Annotated in this window: 21 protein-coding genes; 9 read left to right on the top strand and 12 right to left on the bottom strand. The window is 59.8% G+C overall.

The window, feature by feature from the left end; genetic code table 11:
- Positions 1-105 precede the first annotated feature (105 nt).
- From ttcA to C1J05_RS02510, 9 genes are all read left to right on the top strand, one after another.
- Complete coding sequence (gene ttcA, locus C1J05_RS02550; protein ID WP_114868891.1) at positions 106-954, top strand: tRNA 2-thiocytidine(32) synthetase TtcA; 849 nt, start codon at positions 106-108, stop codon at positions 952-954.
- A gap of 101 nt (positions 955-1055) precedes the next feature.
- On the top strand, positions 1056-2600 hold the full coding sequence (locus C1J05_RS02545; protein WP_254684681.1) for a putative bifunctional diguanylate cyclase/phosphodiesterase: 1545 nt from the start codon (positions 1056-1058) through the stop codon (positions 2598-2600).
- Positions 2601-2757: 157 nt separating this feature from the next.
- Positions 2758-4578, top strand: a complete 1821-nt coding sequence (gene yidC, locus C1J05_RS02540; RefSeq protein ID WP_114868889.1) for a membrane protein insertase YidC — start codon at positions 2758-2760, stop codon at positions 4576-4578.
- Positions 4575-5330, top strand: a complete 756-nt coding sequence (locus C1J05_RS02535) for an MOSC domain-containing protein (RefSeq protein ID WP_114868888.1) — start codon at positions 4575-4577, stop codon at positions 5328-5330. The genes yidC and C1J05_RS02535 overlap by 4 nt, the downstream gene beginning before the upstream one ends.
- Positions 5327-5974 carry a ribosome biogenesis GTP-binding protein YihA/YsxC gene (gene yihA, locus C1J05_RS02530; protein ID WP_114868887.1) on the top strand — a complete coding sequence of 216 codons (648 nt, stop codon included), beginning with the start codon at positions 5327-5329 and terminating at the stop codon, positions 5972-5974. The genes C1J05_RS02535 and yihA overlap by 4 nt, the downstream gene beginning before the upstream one ends.
- A gap of 49 nt (positions 5975-6023) precedes the next feature.
- Positions 6024-6887 (top strand): acetylglutamate kinase, encoded by an 864-nt coding sequence (argB, locus tag C1J05_RS02525; RefSeq protein ID WP_205389036.1) that lies wholly within the window; start codon positions 6024-6026, stop codon positions 6885-6887.
- 67 nt (positions 6888-6954) lie between these two features.
- Positions 6955-7749 carry a sterol desaturase family protein gene (locus tag C1J05_RS02520; RefSeq protein WP_114868886.1) on the top strand — a complete coding sequence of 265 codons (795 nt, stop codon included), beginning with the start codon at positions 6955-6957 and terminating at the stop codon, positions 7747-7749.
- Positions 7746-8399, top strand: coding sequence for a ferredoxin (locus tag C1J05_RS02515; protein ID WP_114868885.1), 654 nt, complete (start codon positions 7746-7748; stop codon positions 8397-8399). Before C1J05_RS02520 ends, C1J05_RS02515 begins: the two co-directional genes overlap by 4 nt.
- Positions 8396-8893 (top strand): SixA phosphatase family protein, encoded by a 498-nt coding sequence (locus tag C1J05_RS02510; RefSeq protein ID WP_114868884.1) that lies wholly within the window; start codon positions 8396-8398, stop codon positions 8891-8893. Before C1J05_RS02515 ends, C1J05_RS02510 begins: the two co-directional genes overlap by 4 nt.
- 58 nt (positions 8894-8951) lie before the next feature.
- Here the strand turns inward: C1J05_RS02510 and C1J05_RS02505 are convergent, their stop codons facing one another.
- The 12 genes from C1J05_RS02505 to rplQ all read right to left on the bottom strand — a co-directional run bounded on the left by C1J05_RS02505 (position 8952) and on the right by rplQ (position 20149).
- Complete coding sequence (locus C1J05_RS02505; RefSeq protein ID WP_114868883.1) at positions 8952-9722, bottom strand: amino acid ABC transporter ATP-binding protein; 771 nt, start codon at positions 9720-9722, stop codon at positions 8952-8954.
- 15 nt (positions 9723-9737) lie between these two features.
- Positions 9738-11033: an amino acid ABC transporter permease gene (locus C1J05_RS02500; RefSeq protein WP_114868882.1), complete on the bottom strand. Its 1296-nt coding sequence runs from the start codon at positions 11031-11033 to the stop codon at positions 9738-9740.
- A 1-nt stretch (position 11034) separates the two neighbouring features.
- Entirely contained in the window at positions 11035-12249 is a 1215-nt protein-coding gene (locus C1J05_RS02495) for an amino acid ABC transporter permease (RefSeq protein ID WP_114868881.1), read from the bottom strand.
- A gap of 120 nt (positions 12250-12369) precedes the next feature.
- Positions 12370-13386 carry an amino acid ABC transporter substrate-binding protein gene (locus C1J05_RS02490; protein ID WP_114872063.1) on the bottom strand — a complete coding sequence of 339 codons (1017 nt, stop codon included), beginning with the start codon at positions 13384-13386 and terminating at the stop codon, positions 12370-12372.
- A gap of 191 nt (positions 13387-13577) precedes the next feature.
- Positions 13578-14315 (bottom strand): ATP12 family chaperone protein, encoded by a 738-nt coding sequence (locus C1J05_RS02485; RefSeq protein ID WP_114868880.1) that lies wholly within the window; start codon positions 14313-14315, stop codon positions 13578-13580.
- On the bottom strand, positions 14312-14995 hold the full coding sequence (locus C1J05_RS02480) for an HAD-IA family hydrolase (RefSeq protein WP_114868879.1): 684 nt from the start codon (positions 14993-14995) through the stop codon (positions 14312-14314). The genes C1J05_RS02485 and C1J05_RS02480 overlap by 4 nt, the downstream gene beginning before the upstream one ends.
- Positions 14992-16035, bottom strand: coding sequence for an RluA family pseudouridine synthase (locus C1J05_RS02475; protein WP_114872062.1), 1044 nt, complete (start codon positions 16033-16035; stop codon positions 14992-14994). Before C1J05_RS02475 ends, C1J05_RS02480 begins: the two co-directional genes overlap by 4 nt.
- Positions 16032-16412, bottom strand: coding sequence for a fluoride efflux transporter CrcB (gene crcB / locus C1J05_RS02470; protein WP_114868878.1), 381 nt, complete (start codon positions 16410-16412; stop codon positions 16032-16034). Before crcB ends, C1J05_RS02475 begins: the two co-directional genes overlap by 4 nt.
- Before the next feature lie 31 nt (positions 16413-16443).
- Positions 16444-17754, bottom strand: coding sequence for a replication-associated recombination protein A (locus C1J05_RS02465; protein ID WP_254684680.1), 1311 nt, complete (start codon positions 17752-17754; stop codon positions 16444-16446).
- 4 nt (positions 17755-17758) lie between these two features.
- Positions 17759-19141, bottom strand: coding sequence for a trypsin-like peptidase domain-containing protein (locus C1J05_RS02460; RefSeq protein WP_114868876.1), 1383 nt, complete (start codon positions 19139-19141; stop codon positions 17759-17761).
- A 78-nt stretch (positions 19142-19219) separates the two neighbouring features.
- On the bottom strand, positions 19220-19612 hold the full coding sequence (locus tag C1J05_RS02455; RefSeq protein WP_114868875.1) for a YybH family protein: 393 nt from the start codon (positions 19610-19612) through the stop codon (positions 19220-19222).
- Between the two features lie 117 nt (positions 19613-19729).
- Positions 19730-20149, bottom strand: a complete 420-nt coding sequence (rplQ, locus tag C1J05_RS02450) for a 50S ribosomal protein L17 (protein ID WP_114868874.1) — start codon at positions 20147-20149, stop codon at positions 19730-19732.
- Between the last annotated feature and the right edge of the window lie 37 nt (positions 20150-20186).

Raw genomic sequence — 20186 nt, 5'->3', positions numbered from 1 at the left:
GATGTTTCCTTTTTCCGTTATACGCGACCCGCCGCGTTTCGGTTTACCCAAAGCGCAAAATCTCTTGCTCTTGTTTGACCTGCGCAACTCTACTAAAGCCAAGCCATGCTGGACGATAACCAAGATATCCACCCTCTGTTTGCCGGTGCGCCCCGCAGCACCGAATTCAAGAAGTTGCGCAAACGGATCGTGCGCCACACCCGCGAGGCGATCGAACAATATGGCATGATCGAACGCGGCGCGCGCTGGCTTGTCTGCCTGTCGGGCGGCAAGGACAGCTACACCCTGCTGGCCGTCCTGCACGAACTGCAATGGCGCGGGCTGTTGCCGGTTGATATCCTTGCCTGCAATCTGGATCAGGGCCAGCCCGGCTTTCCCGCCACCGTCCTGCCCGATTTTCTGAAACGCATGGATGTGCCCCACCGCATCGAATATCAGGACACGTATTCCATCGTGATGGACAAGATACCACAAGGGCGTACCTTCTGCGCGCTGTGCTCAAGGCTGCGGCGTGGCAATCTTTACCGGATCGCGCGTGAAGAAGGGTGCAGTGCCGTCGTTCTGGGCCATCACCGCGACGATATTCTTGAAACTTTTTTCATGAACCTGTTTCACGGCGGGCGTCTGGCGACGATGCCGCCAAAGCTGCTGAACGAAGAGGGCGATCTGTTCGTCTATCGCCCGCTGGCCCATGTGGCGGAGGCGGATTGCGAAAAATTCGCCGCCGCGATGCAATATCCGATCATTCCCTGCGATCTGTGCGGATCGCAGGACGGGCTGCAACGCCAGCAGGTCAAGGCGATCCTGGATGAATGGGAAACCCGCAGCCCGGGGCGGCGTCAGGTGATGTTCCGGGCCCTGATGAACGCCCGCCCCTCGCATCTGCTGGATCCGGCGCTGTTCGATTTTGCCGGGCTGACCCGTCTCGCCGGCGACAATTCGGAACAAGTTTAGGCAAAGACCTGCAAGTTCCTGTGCCGGCGTTAACCCCGCCCTGATCCTTGCGGCCCTATTTTGCGCGACGTGTTGTTCACCGTCGATCGAAAGGCCCGCTTATGCACCGGCATTCCAAATCCAAAACGGCCCCTTTGCGCGACAGGATGCAATCGGTGCTGCTGTCACCAGCCTTGCTGGCCTTTTTGCCGGCGGCAACGCTTGCGGCCTACTGGGTCGGTGGGGAACTCGCCTTGATGGCCGTGGCGCTGGCCATTCCGCTGGTGTTCGCGCTGGGGGGTATTTTCCCCGTTGTGCAGCGCGGCATGACCCTGCCGCGCGACAGCGTGTCGGGCTTGCTGCTGCGGGACGGGTTTGACGGCATTGTGTCTCAGGTGCACGAGGTGACCGCGCAATCGGGGCACCATTCCGCGGCCTTTTTGCTGGAACTGGATGACTATCGCGACCTAGTTACACGCCACGGGCAGGCCGCCGCCGATCACGTAGTCGCGCGCACCGGCGAACGCATCGTCGCCGTTCTGCGCGACAATGACAGCGTCGCGCGCTATGGCGACAGCCAGTTTGCGATCTGCCTGATGCCGGTGCGCCAGCTTGATCTGGAACTGTGCATCCAATTGGCAGGACGGTTGCAATCTGCGGTGGAAGAACCGGTTTCAGTCGACGGCACGGCGCTTTACATGTCCTGTTCGGTCGGGTTTTGCCTGCGCAGCAAGGCGGCGGGCAAAACGGCAAAGGGCTGGGTACAGGCCGCCGCCTCTGCCCTGGCCGAGGCACAACGCCACGGGCCCTCTTCGATCCGGGCCTATTCGGCAGACATGCAGCGCCGGGAGACGTTGAAATCATCCCTGCGCGAAGATGCAGCCAAGGCGCTTGAAACCGGCCAGCTTCAACCGTGGTATCAGCCGCAGATTTCAACCGACACCGGCAAGGTAACCGGGTTCGAAGCGCTGGCCCGCTGGACCCATCCCGAGCGTGGCCTGATTTCACCAGAGGAATTCCTGCCTGTGATGGAACAGGCGGGGTTGCTGGAACGGCTGGCCGAAGTGATGATGTATCACGCGCTGACAGCGCTTAAGGCTTGGGATGGGGCCGGCGTCAGCGTGCCGCAGGTTGGCGTCAATTTTGCCGGCCCCGAACTGCACAATCCCCGCCTTGTCGAAAAAGTAAAATGGGAGCTGGACCGGTTTGACCTGACGCCGGACAGGCTGGCGGTGGAAATTCTGGAAACCGTTGTCACAGACTCGCCCGATGACACGGTGACACGCAATATCAACGGGCTTGCGGCCCTTGGCTGTCCTATCGATCTGGATGATTTCGGAACGGGACACGCCTCAATCTCGTCGTTGCGGCGCTTTGCCATCAGCCGGATCAAGATTGACCGGTCCTTTGTGATCAAGGCCGACCGCGACGCGGAACAACCACGCATGATCGGCGCGATCCTGACAATGGCGGAACGGCTGAACCTTGAAACGCTGGCCGAAGGTGTGGAAACGGTGGGCGAACATGCGCTGCTGGCGCAATTGGGTTGCGATCATGTGCAGGGGTTCGGTATTGCCCGCCCGATGCCGTTTGACCAGACACTGGACTGGATCACCCGCCACGAGGCGAAACTGACCGATCCGCCCCGCATCGGCGGCACGGCCTGAAACAGGCGAAAACCGGCATGTTTGCGATGCTCTTGCACCGGTTTCACGCGAAATTGCCCTCTCAAACCGGCCGAATCTGCTTGACCTTTGGGGCCGCACTCTGTTGAACCGGCCTGACCCGTAATTGGCCCCAATCAGCAGAAGGCAGCAGTCCCCGATGGACGATCAGAACAAGAACCTCATTGTCGCGACCGCGCTCAGCTTTATCGTCATTCTTGTCTGGTTCATCCTGTTCCCGCCGCCCGAACCCACGCCGACAGACGTTACAACACCCGCTGCCGTCTCCGATACCGGCGTGCCCGTGGCCGATACACCAGCGGCCCCTGCCGGCACCCCTGTGACAGCCGCAACAGCCGAAGAAACCCGCGCGGCCGCACTGGCCGATGCACCGCGCGTTCCGATCCAGACCCCGCGCGTGCGCGGCACGATTTCCCTGCTGGGTGGCCGGATCGACGATCTGTCGCTGTCCGATTACCGCGTTACCCAGGATCCGGATTCCGAGATTGTAACAATGCTGTCGCCCGTCGGCAGCGACAAAGCCTATTATGCGTTGTTCGGCTGGGCCCCCGGTGCCGGCCTGACGCTGGAGGACGTGCCCGGCGCCAATACGCAATGGGCCATCGAAAGCGGTGCCACGCTGACGCCCGACACCCCCGTCACGCTGGTCTGGGACAACGGCAAAGGCCTGATTTTTCGCCGCACCATCGCGGTGGATGCCGACTATATGTTCAAGATCACGCAGGCCGTGGAAAACACCGGCGATGCCCCCGCCAGCATGGCCCCCTACGGCATTCTGGCGCGCCATGGCGAACCTGACGGCCTTAAAAACTTCTTTATTCTGCACGAAGGCGTGGTTTCGATGGCCGACGGCGAACTGGCCGAAATCGACTATTCCGATATGCCCGATTTCGCGGTCGACGAGCGTGAAGGCACACCGGCAGAGCGGATTGACGGCGTAACCGAAGGCTGGATCGGGTTTACCGATCACTTCTGGATGACGACCCTGATCCCCGATCAAAGCGCTGCGTTCCGTCTGACGGCGAAATATGTCGCCAAAACAGATATCTACCAGACCGAGATCGTGAAACCGACACAAACCGTTGCCCCCGGCCAAAGTGTTGAGGTGTCATCGCAACTGTTCGCCGGCGCCAAGGAATGGGAAACCATCCGCGAATACCAGAATGCCGGGGTTGCCGGCTTTATCGACAGCATCGACTGGGGCTGGTTCTTTTTCCTGACCAAGCCGATCTTCTGGCTGCTGCACGAATTGAACAAGCTGATCGGCAATATGGGCTGGTCGATCATCGGCCTGACGCTGATCATCAAGGCGCTGCTGTTCCCGCTGGCCTATAAATCCTACGTGTCCATGGCCAAGATGAAAGAGCTTCAGCCCCAGATGGAAAAGCTGAAGGAAGCGGCAGGCGACGACAAGCAGAAGCTGCAACAGGGCATGATGGAAATGTACAAGAAGGAAAAGGTAAACCCCGCCTCGGGCTGTTTGCCGATCCTGCTGCAAATTCCGATCTTCTTTTCGCTCTACAAGGTGATCTTTGTCACCATCGAATTGCGTCATGCGCCATTCTTTGGCCCGTTTCAGGATCTGTCTGCCCCCGACCCGACCAGCCTGTTCAACCTGTTCGGCCTGCTGCCTGTCGCGGCACCAGAGCCGGGCACAATCATGGCGCTGATCTTTATCGGGATCCTGCCGCTGTTGCTGGGCATTTCCATGTGGTTGCAGCAAAAGCTGAACCCCGCCCCCACAGACCCGACACAGCAGATGATTTTTGCGTGGATGCCTTGGGTGTTCATGTTCATGCTGGGCGGCTTTGCCAGCGGTCTGGTGGTTTACTGGATCGCGAACAACACGATCACATTTACCCAGCAGTACCTGATCATGCGCTCGCAAGGGTACAAACCCGATGTGTTCGGCAACATCAAAGGCAGCTTTAAGAAAAAGCCGAAACCAGACGCGAAATGACCGGCGCTGTCACCTCTCTCTGGCGTCATCCGGTCAAAAGCCACGGGCGCGAAGCGCTGGAGACGGTGATTTTAAGCGCGGGTAGAACCATGCCGGGGGATCGCGTGTGGGCCGTCACCCATGACAACAGCGCCTATGCCGGCGGCGACTGGGCACCTTGCCAGAATTTCATGATCGGCACACGCGCGCCTGCTCTGGCCGGATTGTGGGCGCAGTACGACGCGGCACAACAATCGGTGACGCTGCGCCATGACACATTGGGCGAATTGCGGTTTTGCCCCGATGACCCGGAAGATGCCAAACGGTTTCTGGACTGGGTGCGCCCCCTGGCACCGCAAAACCGTGCACAGCACAATGCCGTGGTCAAAGCCACCGATCGCGGCATGACGGATTCCGATTTCCCTTCGGTTTCGATCATGAACATGAGTTCGCACCGCGCGGTCAGCCAGAAACTGGGCCGCCCGCTGGAGATCGAGCGCTGGCGCGGCAATATCTGGTTTGACGGTCTGGCCCCGTGGGAAGAATTCGACTGGATCGGAAAAACCGTGCAAATCGGCGATGTTGTGTTTCAGGTCAAGGAACGCATCGAACGCTGCATGCACACCGCCGCCAATCCCAGAACCGGCCTGCGCGATGCCGACACGCTGGGCACGCTGAAAACCGGTTGGAACCATCAGGATTTCGGCGTCTACGCCGAGGTTGTGGAGGGTGGCGCCTTGTCTGTCGGTGATCCGGTGAAAGGAACGATATGACCCTGCCCTTTCCCATCGCCGAAACGCCCGATGCCGCCGAGGCCGAACTGGGCCGCATCCTGTTTGCGGGCCAGACCGATTTCCTGAAAGGCGTGGTTGCCATGTCGGGCCTGCCCCCCGCCGACCGGACCGAGGTGTGTTTCGCCGGGCGTTCGAATGTGGGGAAATCAACGCTGATCAATGCGTTGACGGGCCGCAAGGGGCTGGCGCGGGCTTCAAATACACCCGGACGAACGCAGGAAATCAACTTTTTCACGCTGGCCGATAGCCACTATCTGGTCGACCTGCCGGGATACGGCTATGCCAATGCGCCGCTGCCGGTGATCGAAAAATGGCAGCGGCTGCTGAAACAGTACTTGTCGGGCCGTCAGACGCTGCGCCGCGCCTTTGTGCTGATTGACGCGCGCCACGGGATCAAATCGGTCGATCAGGAAATTCTGGCCCTTCTGGACGGCGCGGCCGTCACATTCCAGTGCGTGCTGACCAAGGCCGACAAGGTCAAGGCCCGCGATCTGGACAAGGTTCTGGATCAGGTTCGCGCCGCGCTTGCCAAACATCCGGCCGCCTTTCCCGAGATCGTGCTGACCTCATCCGAAAAGGGCGACGGGATCGCCACATTGCGCAATATCATCGCCACGCTTTAGTGGTAAGTTGCGGTTGTTTTCGCTACCCCCTGTGCAAATGGGTCAAAAGATGAAGAAACAAGACATGAACCGTGACTGGATCGCCACTGCCCGCACCCTTAATCAGGCGCTGCCCTATTTGCAGCGCTACGCTGACGCGACCATTGTGATCAAGCTGGGCGGTCACGCCATGGGTAGCGACGAAGCGATGGATGAATTCGCCCGCGATGTCGTGCTGATGCGGCAGGTGGGGGTCAATCCGGTGGTGGTGCATGGCGGCGGCCCGATGATCAATGCGATGCTGGACAAGCTGAACATCAAATCCGATTTCGTGCATGGCAAACGGGTGACCGATGCCGCGACGATGGATGTGGTCGAAATGGTGCTAAGCGGTCTGGTCAACAAACGGATCGTGCAGGCCATCAACGCACAGGGCGGGCGCGCGATCGGCCTGTCGGGCAAGGATGCCGGATTGATCACCTGCACACCCACCCACCCCGATCTGGGCTTTGTTGGCACGCCCGATACTATCAACCCGCGCGTGCTGCGCGATCTGGGTGAACGGGAATACATCCCCGTTATTGCGCCGCTGGGCGTGGGCGTGGATGGAAAAACCTATAACATCAACGGCGATACCGCCGCCGGTGCCATTGCCGCCGCGCTTAAGGCAGATCGGTTGTTGCTGCTGACGGATGTATCGGGCGTCAAGGATGACAGCGGCGAAGTCGTGACGGAACTAACCGCGACGCAAATCCACGAGATGACCAAAGCCGGCACCATCGTCGGTGGCATGATCCCGAAAACGGAAACCGCACTGGATGCATTGAACGGGGGCGTGCGCGCCGCCGTTATTCTGGACGGACGCGCGCCCAATGCCTGCCTGCTGGAACTGTTTACGGAACACGGTGCAGGCAGCATCATCCGTGCCGGTTAGGCCCGGGCCAACGCGAATGTGTGACCGCGCCCCTTGCCTGCGCGCCCCCGGTGGTTAGGTTCATTTCATGGAACACGAAGCCGCCATACGTCTGGGGATATTTCTGGGGCTGTTTGCCCTGTTTGCCACGCTTGAGGCGCTGGCCCCGCGGCGCGACCGCCGCCAGCCGCGCCGCACCCGCTGGATCACGAACTGGGGCATCACCATCCTGAACACACTGACCCTGCGCGCGCTGGCCTTTGGCCTGCCGCTGCTCGCGGTGGGCGCGGCGCTGGATGCAAGCGCGCAAGGCTGGGGCCTTTTCAACATCGTCGGCTGGCCCGTCTGGTTCGAGGTGGTGCTGGCCGTTCTGATCTTTGATTTCGCGATCTGGTTGCAGCATCTGATCACCCACAAGGTGCCGCTGTTGTGGCGGCTTCACCGCGTGCATCACGCCGATGTCGATATTGATGTGACCACCGCGATCCGCTTTCATCCGGTGGAAATCGCGCTGTCTATGGTGCTGAAAATCGGGCTGGTCTATCTGCTGGGGCCCGCCGCGCTGGCGGTGATCCTGTTTGAAATTCTTCTGAACGGAACGGCAATGTTCAACCATGCCAATATCCGCCTGCCCCTATGGCTGGACGCGATATTGCGCAAGGTTCTGGTGACGCCGGATATGCACCGGGTGCATCATTCGGTGCATCGCGCCGAACATGACACAAATTACGGCTTTGCCCTGTCAGTGTGGGATCGGCTGTTCGGCACTTATCTGGCGCAACCTGCCGCAGGGCACACACAGATGCAGATTGGTCTGGAATGGCAGGATGACCGGCCCAGCCGGCTGGGCTGGTCCTTGCGCCTGCCGTTCCAGCGCAAATGACCTATGACGATCTGGAACAGGCGGCACTGGCGCGCCAGCTGACCATTTTGGGCGGGTTTCATCCCGATGCGGATGATCCGGATCTGTCAAACTGCAAGACGCTGCTGCTGCTGGGGCCGAACGAACCTGCGTTCTGGCCGCACCTGCAATCGGAACCCGAAGGCCGCGACGGGCTGCCCGACCCGGTTGATCGCTGGTCGGCGCGCGTGATCGGCGGCTGGGCAGATGAAATACAAGGCACGGCGCTGTACCCGTTTGGCGGGCCGCCGCATCTGCCGTTTTTCGAATGGGCCACCCGCACTGGCCGATTGCACCCGTCGCCCATTCTGTTTCTGGTGCATGACCGCGCCGGATTGTTCGTGTCAATCCGTGGTGCGCTGGCGTTGCCTGTGCATATCGATCTGCCCACGCCGCCTGATGCGCTCTGCCTGACCTGCACGGATCAACCCTGTCTGTCGGCCTGTCCGGTCAGCGCCTTGTCGGGCAGGGAATATGACGTGGCGCGCTGCAAAAGCCATATCACAACCGAAGACAGCGTCGCCTGCATGACCAGCGGGTGCGCCGCGCGCCGCGCCTGCCCCGTATCGCGCAGCTTTGGCCGCCTGCCGGCACAATCGGCCTATCACATGCAAAGGTTTATCGCCCCATGACCCGCACCCTGATCCTGATGCGCCACGCGAAATCCAGTTGGGATGATTTCATGCTGTCCGATCATGACCGCCCGTTGAACAAACGCGGTATCGCCTCGGCCCGCGCTCTGGACGACTGGCTGCGCACCAAAGGATACCTGCCCGATTGCGTGATCAGTTCAACGGCGACGCGCACGCAGGAAACGGTCGAGGGGCTGAACCTGTCCGTCACGCCCGAATACACCCGTGCGCTGTACCATGCCGGTGCCGAACGAATGCTGGATGTGCTGCAGGGGGCCGATGGCAAATGCGTGCTGATGCTGGGGCACAACCCCGGCATTGCCGACTTTGTCGAACGTCTGGTCAACGCATCACCTGCGCATCCGCGATTTCTGGATTACCCGACCGGCGCGACCACCGTTATCCAATTTGACGTGGACAACTGGCGCGATGTCAGGATCGGGCAGGGCACGGTGCAGGATTTCGTGATCCCGCGCGAATTGCCCGGCGTCTGAAAGTAAAAAAGGCGGGCACTGGCCCGCCTTTAATCGTCTTTTGGTCCCGATCCGCCCGTCAGTGGCCCAGAATCTGGCTGAGGAACAGCTTGGTTCTGGGGGATTTCGGGTTGTTAAAGAACTCTTCCGGTTCGTTCTGTTCGACAATCTGGCCTTCGTCCATGAAGATCACGCGGTTCGCCACCTGACGGGCAAAGCCCATTTCGTGGGTCACACACAGCATCGTCATGCCTTCTTCGGCAAGCTCGACCATCGTGTCCAGAACCTCTTTGATCATTTCGGGGTCCAGCGCCGATGTCGGTTCGTCAAACAACATGATGCGCGGGCGCATGCACAGCGACCGTGCAATCGCCACCCGCTGCTGCTGTCCGCCCGACAACTGGCCGGGGTATTTGTTGGCCTGATCGGGGATCTTGACCTTTTCAAGGAAGTGCATCGCGATTTCTTCGGCTTCCTTCTTGGGCGTTTTGCGCACCCAGATCGGGGCCAGCGTGCAGTTTTCAAGGATCGACAGATGCGGAAACAGGTTGAAATGCTGGAAACACATTCCGACCTCGGACCTGATCTTGTCGACGTTCTTGAGATCGGAGGACAGCAACGTGCCGTCCACCGTGATGGAACCCTGCTGGTGTTCCTCAAGCGCATTGATGCAGCGGATCAGCGTGGATTTGCCCGACCCCGACGGGCCCGCAATCACGATCCGTTCGCCTTGATACACTGTCAGATCGATATCGCGCAGCACGTGGAAGGTGCCGTACCATTTGTTCATTTTCTCAATCGAAATGGCGACTTCGTTCGAGATTTTCATTTCTTGTGCTTGTTCAGCCATTTTATCAGCCCTTCCTTATCGGTGGCCGGTCTGAAGCTTGCGCTCCAACCATTGAGAGTATTGCGAGATGCCGTAGCAGACGACAAAGAACAGCCCGGCCGCAAAGGCCCAGAGTTCCCAGTAGACGCCCGCCCAGTCTGTTGATGACAGGATGGGCCCGCGGATCATGCCGACAAGGTCGAACATCGAAATCACGGACACAAGCGTGGTGTCCTTGAACAGACCAACCGCCACGTTCACGATGCCCGGGATCGAGATTTTCAGCGCCTGCGGCAGAATGATCAGCCGCATGGATTGCGCGTAATCCAGCCCCAGACTGTCCGCCGCCTCGTACTGGCCGCGTGGCAGGGCCGCCAGCGCGCCCCGGATCACCTCTGCGATATAGGCCGACGAGAACATGGTGATCATGATGATCACACGCAGGATCAGATCAAGCGCCGTGCCGGGCGGAAAGAAATAGGCCAGAACCACGTTTGCCACGAACAGCAGGGTGATCAACGGCACACCGCGCACGAATTCGATGAAGACAACGCAGATCCATTTCACAATCGGCAGATGCGATTGCCGCCCCAGCGCCAGCATGATCCCGATGGGCAAGGACAGCGACACACAGATCGTGCCCAGGATCATGTTGAGCATGAAGCCCCCCATATCCCGGCTGGCCACAGGTTCAAGTGCCACAAACCCCGACATTGCGCCGGTCACAAAGCCACCAACCCACCACGTGATTACCGTGGCCACCAGACCCAGGCCAAGCCCGGCCATAAAACCGATACGCTCGAAGCGCTTGAAGGCGAAGTAACCCACGATCAGGCCCACAGCCGCAAGAATCGGCACAAGGATCGAGCCGCCCCAGATCAGCCAGAAGGCCAGAAACGGATAGATGCCGGTAAAGATCAGCAGTTTTCGCGGCAGATGCATGAACAGCACCGGAGCCACGGCAACGAACAACAGAATGAAGGCCACCGTCGGACGCCAGTACTGATCGCTTGGATACTGGAATCCGAACAGCATCTGCTGCCAGCGCTCCTTGATCACGGCGAAACAGCCGCCGCCGGTATCCCCGATCATCGTGCGGCATTCGCGGATGCTGTCTGCCGTCCAGACGCCGTTCACGATCCACGGAAAGATACCCGCGGCCAGACGGTAGATCACATAAAGCGATATGACCGTCATGATCGTGTTGAACCAGCCTGAAAACAGGTTTTCACGCACCCATTTTACAGCCCCGGTTTCACCCGGAGGGGGATCCATCTGGGGCAGTTGAGTTTCGCGTACGAAGGCGACGGTATGTGCATGTGTTTCACTCATTTCACCGCTCCTTCAGTTTCATTTTGTTGTTGTAGACGTTCATGATCGCCGCAATCGACAGTGAGAACGTGAGATAGAACAACATCAGCAACAGCACGCATTCGATCGCGCGGCCTGTCTGGTTCAGCGTGATGCCGCCCAGTGTACCGGTCAGATCCATGTACCCCACGGCAATCGCGAGGGACGAGTTCTTGGTGATGTTGAGATATTGCGAAATCAGCGGCGGGATGATCACCCGCAGCGCCTGCGGCAGGATCACAAGGTTCATGATCCGGCGCGGGCGCAAGCCCAGCGCAGCCGCAGCTTCGGTCTGGCCCTTGCTGACGGCAAGAATACCGGCGCGAACGTTTTCCGCGATAAAGGCACCTGTGTAGATCGCCAGCGCGAACCACAGCGCGATGAACGATGTGCGCAGCTGCAACCCGCCTTCGAACCGGAACCGGCCCATCACCGGCATGTCGAGTGCGATCGGACGCCCCAGCGCGTAATAGGCGATGACGGTGGGCACGATCAGGATGGCGATGGACGGCCATAGAACCGGAACCACCTTGCCTTCGTTGAACAGTTTCAGTCGTGCGTGGCGGCGTACCATGAAAACGCCAAAGATCGAGGCGATAAACACCCCGAACACCGCCCAGCCGCCGGCTTCGAATATCAGGGCCGGAACAAACACGCCCTGGTTGGTAAAGGCCATGCTGCCCAATAGCAGCGACCGTTCAGGATCGTCCCCGCGGTAATCCGAGATGTTGGGAAAGATGTTGGCCGTGATCGTAAAGATGATGATCAGCCAGATCAGAACCGGAATGTTCCGGAAAATCTCGACGTAAACACTCATCAGTTTGGCGACGATCCAGTTGTTGGAAAGACGCAGAACACCGGCGATCACGCCCAGCACAGTGGCCGTTACACAGGCCAGAAACGCGACAATCAGCGTATTCAGCGCGCCAACGATAGATGCACGCAGATGCGTGTCCTGGCTGTTATAGGGGATCGGCTGCTGGTTGATATCATAGCCCGCCGGATTCCTAAGGAATTCGTAAGAAATATTCAGGCCGGCATCGCGCAGGTTTTGCGCCAGATTGCTGCCAAGGTATGAAAAGGACACGATCAGGGCCAAAAGCGCCAGAGCCTGAAATGTGTAAGACCTGTAGCGCGTATCGTTGATCAGCATCGACAGGTTGAACGAACCCCGTGGAGGGTCAGAAAGCGTTGTCATCTAGGAACTTCCCCGTTGTGCGGCCAGTTATTTTTTTCAGCTCTTGCGGCTGTTTGGCAATCGCGGTCGTCTGATGTGCAAAGGGCGCAGACATGATCTGCGCCCTTTGACAAGTTTGTCTTACCGGAAAGGAGGCGAGTAGATCAGGCCGCCTTCGGTCCATTGTGCGTTCAAACCACGCGCCAGACCGATTGGTGTTTCTTCGCCGATGTTACGGGCAAAGATTTCGCCGTAGTTGCCGCCAGCCATGATGGCCCGCTTGGACCAGTCTGCGTCAAGACCCAGCATTTCACCCAGCGTTCCTTCGGAGCCCAGCAGACGCTTGACTTCGGGGTTGCTTGAACCGGTTGTCATTTCTTCGGCGTTCACCGATGTCACACCCAGTTCTTCGGCTGTGATCAGCGCGTTCAGTGTCCAGCGAACCAGATCACCCCATTCGTTGTCGCCGTGGCGGACCAGCGGGCCCAGCGGCTCCTTCGAGATGATTTCGGGCAGCAGCGCGTGATCTGCAGGGGTTGCAAAGTTTGCACGCTGCGCCGCCAGAGCGGAGGCGTCAGTTGTGTAAACATCACATGCACCGGCCAGATACTGCTGTACCGCTTCGGCACCTGTTTCAATCGGAACAGGCTCGTAGTTGATGTTGTTGGCACGGAAGAAATCGGCCAGGTTCAGTTCGGTCGTTGTACCGGTCTGGATACAGACAGTTGCACCGTCCAGATCCTTGGCCGACGAAACGCCAAGCGCCTTGGGAACCATAAAGCCCTGACCATCGTAGTAGTTTACACCTACGAAATCGAACTTCAGGTCAACATCGCGGCTGAATGTCCATGTGGTGTTACGGGCCAGCATGTCGATTTCACCCGACGCCAAAGCCGTAAAACGTGTCTTGCCGGTTGTCGGAACGAATTCAACGGCTGTTGAATCCCCAAGAACAGCGGCTGCAACAGCGCGGCATACCGCAACGTCAAAGCCCTGCCAAACACCATTTGCATCCGGCTCTGCGAAACCGGGAACACCGGTTGTTACGCCGCAATTCAGCTTGCCGCGCGCCTTGACATCATCAAGCGTCCCTGCCGCAGCGACACCCGCTGCCAGACCGGCGATCGTTAGCGCGCCAAAAAAAACGGATTTTTTCATTTTTACCTCTTCCTGAGTGTCCGCCACCTTATGGGGCGGTTCATCCGACATGTTAGCCGGAGGCGATACCGAAAACGGGCGATACCCCGTCGGTGGTACCGAGTTTGGTCGGATTCATCACTAAACGTCAAGGGGATGATCACCGAAACTGACGAATCCCGAAACCGGCTCAGGCGCGCCCCGGCGGCGGGTTATGCAGCCGGACGCGGGTTGTCTGGCAGGCTTTGGCAAAGATCGAAAAACCTTTTGGAGGCAAAAAACGCCTCGGCCTTTATTGCAGCGGCGGCTTCGGCTTCGTCGTCTTTTCCCCATTGTTCCTGCTGCCAGATTTCATCCAGCCGCGACACTTCCCACAGCGTTTGTGGCGGCAAATGGCCTTTGATCGCGGCAAATGCGATGATCAGCGAGCCGGACAGACTGACCAGATCGTGAAATGCGGCCAGTTCAAATGCGTTCAGCGCATGGGTGCGCTGGCGCAGTTCTTGCAAAGATTCCGGTGATTGCGCCTGATGCATGACGCCTGCAACGGTGACAAGACGGGCGTTCAGCGCCGTTTCCGCCCAGTCCAGCAACGGATCCCAAAAATCGGCCTGACGTTCGGTCAACTCGTCCGGGGATGTGGCGCGGTAGCACAGCAGGTCCGAATCACCATAGGCGGCAAGCATATCGGCAACTTCGACGAACTGCGGCGTGACCTTGTCGATGGCGGCATTCGCGGCACGGGTCACAGGCATCGTATGCGGTTTCACAAGATCTTCCTGCGCATCCCATTCCGCCGCAATCGCATCGGCAATCGCACGTGTCGGAACGATCAGCCCGGCCTTGACCGGCGTTTTGATCGCGCGACCATCCAGATGCACCGTAAACCCGTCCGCGACAGGCACGGTTTCGGCCTTTTTCCAGAACCGTTTCTGTTTCCACTCGCTCATACGCGCGCCCCCAAAATGTCCTGCAATGCCTCGTCAAGCGCCGGAAAACTGTCAACAATCCGGTCAGCCGCATGCAGGCGCGAAATATCGTGATATCCCCAACTGACCCCGATGGCACCGACGCCCGCCGCCTTTGCCATGTCCATATCAAAACTTGTATCGCCGATCATCACGGTTTGCGCCGGCCCTACCCCGATGTCGCGCATCGCCGCTTCGATCATCGAAGGGTGCGGCTTGGACGGATGAAAATCGGCGACCTGCTGGGTCAGAAACAGTTGTTCCATGCCATGCGCCGCCAGCAGCTTGTCCAGACCGCGCCGTGATTTGCCCGTGGCGACGCCCAGAATGTTTTCCGGCACGGCATTCAGCATCGCCAGCGTGTCCGCCGCGCCCGCATAAAGCGGCGAAGAAAGAGCCGCACCGGTTTCGGCACGTAAAGCGATATAAGCGTCCTTGTATCCGTGTACCATCTGCACACGCTGATCTTCGGGCGCATCCGGCACCAGCCGGGCCATGGCCACATCGAGCGACAGCCCGACAATCGAAAGAATATCGCTGTGGGGCGGGTGCGGCAGGCCAACCCCGTCAAACGCGCGTGTCATGGCCGCGATAATATCGCGCTGGCTGTCCACCAGCGTGCCATCCACATCAAAAATGATCAGTCGCTGCGCAGACGTCATTCAAAATCTTCAAACGGATCGACAGGGACATCATTCGCCGACCACTGGAACAGGTTCCAGGTCTGCTCCATATGCGGGGGCAGCGGGGCGGTAAGGTGCAGGATTGCCTTGGACACCGGATGCTCCAGCGTCAGCGAACGCGCATGCAGATGCAGTTTCTTGCTGACATCGCCGCCCAGATTGGCGCCCCAGCCATCGCCCAGATTGTCCTGCCCCGACCCGCCATATTTTCCGTCACCGACAATCGGATGGCCGATTTCAGCCATATGCGCACGCAACTGGTGGGTGCGGCCCGTCACCGGGATCATCGCGACCCAGGCGGTACGCTTCGCGGCGGCCGCCAGCACGGTGTAATCTGTGGTGGCGCGTTTTGCGCCATCGGTACTGTCCACGTCGCGCGGATGCACGCAATACATCTTTTCGCCCTCGCCACCGTCACCGTGCCCGCGTGCCTTGACCAGCCCGTATTTGATCACGCCGGATTGCGGATGCGGCACACCGGCCACGGCAGCCCAGTAGATCTTGCGGGTTTCACGATGCCGGAACGCGGCTGTCAGCGCGCTTGCCACGCTGCGGGTGCGCGCCAGAAGCAGAACACCCGATGTATCCTTGTCCAGCCGGTGGACCAGTTTGGGTTTTTCATCCAGACCGAATTTCAGCGCCTCGGCAAGTCCGTCCACGTGACGCACCTGTTTGCTGCCGCCCTGCACCGGCAGGCCGTGCGGTTTGTTCAGCGCAATGATGTGATCGTCGCGGTAGATCACACAGGATTGTATCATCTTGGCGTCTGCCGCACTGATCGAGGTTTTGGCCTGCGCGCTGATCTGGCCCGCTTCGGGCAGCGGCGGGATACGCACCTGCTGACCCGCCTGAACGCGGGTCGAGGCCTTGACCCGTCCGCCATCAATGCGCAGATCGCCCTTGCGGCACATCTTTTCGATGCGCCCCTGACTGACCTGCGGAAACAGGCGCCGCATCCAGCGATCCAGCCGCTGGTCGCTGTCGCCCTCTTCTACGGTGACGGTTTGTACCCTGCTCATGCCCAGACCCCGCGCGCGCACCACAGGCCCAGCAACAGGCCCGCGATGGATAAAACAACCGACAATACGACATAGGCTCCGGCCATTCCGAATTGTCCCTTTTCGATCAGGTTCACCGTCTCAAGCGAAAAGGACGAAAAGGTTGTGAAACCGCCCAGAACGCCAACTGCCAGAAACGGGTTCAGATGGGTCAGACCCTTTTGCGCGGCCAGCACCACCAGAACACCCATCAGGAACGACCCGATGATGTTGACGCTGATCACCCCAAGAGGAAAGCCGGTTGGCCCGAATGCACGGAGCAGCCACACGCCAACGCCGTAACGCAGGCTGGCCCCGATTGCGCCGCCAAGGGCAACTGAAAAAAGCGATGTCATCATGTGCGGTCTGTCGCGCCTTGCGCGGGTGATGTCAAGTTTTGCGCTTGGCGCGCAGGCCCGCGAAGAACTCCAGCCGCTTTTTCAGCTCGCGTTCAAAGCCGCGTTCGACCGGGGAATAGAGAACCGGCCGCTTCACCCCGTCGGGAAAATAGTTCTGGCCGGAAAACCCGTATTCGGCGTCGTGATCATAGGCATAGTCTTTGCCATAGCCGATATCCTTCATCATCGCCGTGGGGGCATTCAGGATGTGTTTGGGCGGCGGTTCCGATCCGGTTTTCCTCGCCATCGCCATCGCACCTTTGAAGGCGACATAGCCGGCGTTGGATTTGGGGGCCAGCGCCAGATAGGCCACCGCCTGCCCCAGCGCCAGTTCGCCTTCGGGGCTGCCCAGCCGTTCATAGGTTTCCCATGCATGCAGGCACACTGTCTGGGCCTGCGGATCGGCCAGCCCGATATCTTCGACCGCCATGCGGGTGATCCGGCGGGCCAGATAACGCGGGTCTTCGCCCCCGGTCAGCATCCGCGCGAACCAGTAAAGTGCTGCATCCGGATCAGAGCCGCGCACGGATTTGTGCAGCGCGGAAATCAGGTTGTAGTGTTCTTCGCCGCCCTTGTCGTATTTGGCCGCGCGCCGCATCAGGCGGGTGCCCAGCGCCTCGCGATCCAGCTTGGTATCGGTTTTCCATGCCGCCACCTGTTCGATCAGGTTCAGCAGGGCGCGCCCGTCACCATCGGCCATTTCCTGCAACACCTCGCGCGCGTCGCCGGTCAGCGGCAACGCCTTGCCCAATTCCTTTTCCGCCCGCTGTGTCAGCCGTTCCAGATCGGACAGGTCCAGCCGTTTCAGCACCAGAACCTGCGCCCGCGACATCAGGGCGGCGTTTAATTCGAACGATGGGTTTTCGGTGGTGGCCCCGACCAGCAAAATGGTTCCGTCTTCCATAAAAGGCAGAAACCCGTCCTGCTGGGCCTTGTTAAAGCGGTGGATTTCATCGACGAACAGCAACGTGCCCTGCCCGTTCTGACGGCGGATGCGGGCCGCTTCGAACACTTTTTTAAGGTCGGGCACACCGGTGAAAATAGCGCTGATCTGAACGAAATGCAGATCGGTTTCATCCGCCAGCAGTCGCGCGATCGTGGTTTTGCCCACCCCGGGCGGCCCCCAGAACACCAGCGAAGACAGGCTGCCCGATGCCAGCATGATCCCCAAGGGCGCATCCGGACCAAGCACCTGATCCTGTCCGATCACCTCGGCCAGTGTTTTGGGGCGGAGACGGTCCGCCAGCGGTCGATGCGCGGACGGGACAGGATCAGCCCCCGGTTGATCGAACAGATCCGCCACGGCGTCAGCGCCTGAACCGCAATTGCGCGCGATTTGTGCCGCGCTGGATATCAAACACCAGACCACGACCTGACCGGCGCAGGGTTTTGCGCACATCCGGCGGCGTTTCGATCACATCGCCGTTGATGGCCAAAATTACATCGCCGGTTCGCAATCCGACACGCGGAGCTACGGGGCCGGCGTCGGACACCACCACGCCGCCCGCCAGCAATGGCAGGTTGAACTCGGCGATCACCGCCGGATTGATCTGTGACACGGCCAACCCCGGCAGGCCACTGTCATCGCCCAACAGAACCGTATCGCGGGGCGGCGTTTCGGGCGCTGTCATCAGGGTTACAGCAACATCGTTCGCGGTGTCGCCGCGCCAGCGCGTGATACTCACATCCTGCCCCAGACCGGCCACGCTCATCCGGTAGACCATTTCAGCGGGTGTGTTCACGGCAGCACCGTCAACAGCGGTGATGACGTCGCCAACTTCGAAGCCTGCGGTTTTGAACGGGCTGACGGGGTGCAGCGCTGACACCACGATACCGCCGGGCACATCCAGGCCCAGCGTTTCAGCCATTTCGGCATCCACGACCTGACCACTCATGCCGGCCCATGGGCGTTCGAACCCGCTGTTTCCGGCGCGGGCCTGATCGACAAAGGCCGCAACCAGATCGGCGGGAATGGCAAAACCGATGCCGTTTGATCCCCCCGACCGCGTCAGGATCGAGGTGTTGATCCCGACCAGATTGCCCTGCATGTCGATCAGCGCACCGCCTGAATTGCCCGGATTGATCGGCGCATCGGTCTGGATGAAATAGCCGTGCCCGGCACCGCCCGCCCCGCCAGAGCGTGCCAGCCCCGAAATGATACCACTGCTGACGGTCTGGCCCACGCCAAACGGGTTGCCGATGGCCAGCGCCAGTTCGCCCACCTCGACGCTGTCACTGTCGCGCAGGGCAAGGCTGGGCAGGTCCGCCGCGCCATCCAGTTGCAGAATGGCCAGATCGCTGTCCTTGTCGCCCAGCAACACGCGGGCGCTGAATTCCCGCCGGTCAGCAAGCACGACGCTTATGTCGGTGGCCATGCCGACAACATGGTAATTGGACACGACAATGCCGTCCGATGACAGGATCACGCCTGATCCCAGAGAGTTCTGAACGCGGGGTTGCGGGGCAGCGAAATCCTGAAAAAAGCGGCCAAAAAACGGATCACTGGAAAACGGGTTGGGGCGGGCCTCGGTCACGAAACGGGCATAGATGTTGACCACCGCAGGCGCCGCCTGCTTTACCAGTGGCGCGAAACTAAGCTGCATTTCCTGCTGGGAATTTGGAACACGCGTTTCAGCCGCCGCAAAAGGGGCAGGCAAAAGGCACAGCAGGAAAAGCAGAATTCGGATCATCAGGCCCCCCGTATGAGTGCCCCTGATATGCGCGCGACCGGCGCGAATTGCAACTGCACTGCACGCAGCACCGGCAGGTCAGGCGTGGTCTGGCGTATCGCTTGTCAGGCTGGTGATATGGATTTGCCAATGTCCGTCGACATGGCGCTTCAGCACGTTGACCGACACGCCGCTTTCGGTGATCAGGCTGCCCGCATCGTCGGGAAAATCACCCGCGTAATGTATCACGCAATAGGCCAGATCGCCCTTGCCCTCGGCGCGGATCACGCGCATCCGCTTGTTTTGTTCGTTCGCGCCAAACCAGTCCTTGTGCGCCTGCATCACTGCCGCGTGGCCCAGCGCGGCCGGACCATAGGGCGAATAAAGGGCTGCCTTTTCTGTGTACATGGCGCCAATCGCCACCAGATCGTGCCGGTTGTACGCATCGACATAGCGATCGATGATTGCCTGCATTTCGGTTTCAAATGACATCGCTGATCCTGCCTTGTTCGTATGATGCGACAGCCTATCGCCCGAACCCCTTGGCGCAAAGAAAAACCCCGCCCAGTGGACTGGACGGGGGTAAATATTCAGGCGTTTCGCCAGTTTTTAATCTTCGGCGGCTTCTTCTGCGGCCAGACGGGCCTTGTCGCCGGCGCCTTTGGCGTCGCGATCACGATCAACGAATTCGATGATCGCCATCGGGGCCATGTCGCCATAGCGGAAACCGGCCTTCAGCACGCGCACATAGCCACCTTGGCGGTCTTTGTAGCGCGGGCCCAATACGTCGAACAATTTGGCGACATACTGGTCTTGTTTCAGCTTGGACGCGGCCTGACGGCGGGCGTGCAGGTCGCCGCGTTTGGCCAGCGTGATCATCTTTTCGATGATCGGGCGCAGTTCTTTTGCCTTGGGCAAAGTTGTCTTGATCTGCTCATGTTCAATGAGCGAGCCTGCCATGTTGGAAAACAGAGCCTTACGGTGCTCATGTGTCCGGTTCAGGCGGCGGTAACCACGTGCGTGACGCATTTTCTTGATCCTTCTACAGGTTTATACTTTGTACGGC

It is taken from the genome of Sulfitobacter sp. JL08, assembly GCF_003352045.1.
Classification (GTDB): domain Bacteria; phylum Pseudomonadota; class Alphaproteobacteria; order Rhodobacterales; family Rhodobacteraceae; genus JL08.
The sequence above is the reverse complement of the archived record's forward strand: the minus strand, read 5'-3'. Positions and strand labels throughout refer to the sequence as shown.

What these genes read in the sequence shown, in the direction of transcription:
- C1J05_RS02505 (WP_114868883.1), bottom strand. Translation starts at nt 9,722, where the DNA reads ATGGCTGAACAAGCACAAGAAATGAAAATCTCGAACGAAGTCGCCATT.
- yidC (WP_114868889.1), top strand. Translation starts at nt 2,758, where the DNA reads ATGGACGATCAGAACAAGAACCTCATTGTCGCGACCGCGCTCAGCTTT.
- C1J05_RS02475 (WP_114872062.1), bottom strand. Translation starts at nt 16,035, where the DNA reads ATGAGCAGGGTACAAACCGTCACCGTAGAAGAGGGCGACAGCGACCAG.
- yihA (WP_114868887.1), top strand. Translation starts at nt 5,327, where the DNA reads ATGACCCTGCCCTTTCCCATCGCCGAAACGCCCGATGCCGCCGAGGCC.
- C1J05_RS02515 (WP_114868885.1), top strand. Translation starts at nt 7,746, where the DNA reads ATGACCTATGACGATCTGGAACAGGCGGCACTGGCGCGCCAGCTGACC.
- crcB (WP_114868878.1), bottom strand. Translation starts at nt 16,412, where the DNA reads ATGATGACATCGCTTTTTTCAGTTGCCCTTGGCGGCGCAATCGGGGCC.
- C1J05_RS02490 (WP_114872063.1), bottom strand. Translation starts at nt 13,386, where the DNA reads ATGAAAAAATCCGTTTTTTTTGGCGCGCTAACGATCGCCGGTCTGGCA.
- C1J05_RS02510 (WP_114868884.1), top strand. Translation starts at nt 8,396, where the DNA reads ATGACCCGCACCCTGATCCTGATGCGCCACGCGAAATCCAGTTGGGAT.
- C1J05_RS02545 (WP_254684681.1), top strand. Translation starts at nt 1,056, where the DNA reads ATGCACCGGCATTCCAAATCCAAAACGGCCCCTTTGCGCGACAGGATG.
- C1J05_RS02535 (WP_114868888.1), top strand. Translation starts at nt 4,575, where the DNA reads ATGACCGGCGCTGTCACCTCTCTCTGGCGTCATCCGGTCAAAAGCCAC.
- C1J05_RS02455 (WP_114868875.1), bottom strand. Translation starts at nt 19,612, where the DNA reads ATGTCATTTGAAACCGAAATGCAGGCAATCATCGATCGCTATGTCGAT.
- C1J05_RS02495 (WP_114868881.1), bottom strand. Translation starts at nt 12,249, where the DNA reads ATGACAACGCTTTCTGACCCTCCACGGGGTTCGTTCAACCTGTCGATG.
- argB (WP_205389036.1), top strand. Translation starts at nt 6,024, where the DNA reads ATGAAGAAACAAGACATGAACCGTGACTGGATCGCCACTGCCCGCACC.
- C1J05_RS02460 (WP_114868876.1), bottom strand. Translation starts at nt 19,141, where the DNA reads ATGATCCGAATTCTGCTTTTCCTGCTGTGCCTTTTGCCTGCCCCTTTT.
- C1J05_RS02520 (WP_114868886.1), top strand. Translation starts at nt 6,955, where the DNA reads ATGGAACACGAAGCCGCCATACGTCTGGGGATATTTCTGGGGCTGTTT.
- ttcA (WP_114868891.1), top strand. Translation starts at nt 106, where the DNA reads ATGCTGGACGATAACCAAGATATCCACCCTCTGTTTGCCGGTGCGCCC.
- C1J05_RS02480 (WP_114868879.1), bottom strand. Translation starts at nt 14,995, where the DNA reads ATGACGTCTGCGCAGCGACTGATCATTTTTGATGTGGATGGCACGCTG.
- C1J05_RS02485 (WP_114868880.1), bottom strand. Translation starts at nt 14,315, where the DNA reads ATGAGCGAGTGGAAACAGAAACGGTTCTGGAAAAAGGCCGAAACCGTG.
- C1J05_RS02500 (WP_114868882.1), bottom strand. Translation starts at nt 11,033, where the DNA reads ATGAGTGAAACACATGCACATACCGTCGCCTTCGTACGCGAAACTCAA.
- rplQ (WP_114868874.1), bottom strand. Translation starts at nt 20,149, where the DNA reads ATGCGTCACGCACGTGGTTACCGCCGCCTGAACCGGACACATGAGCAC.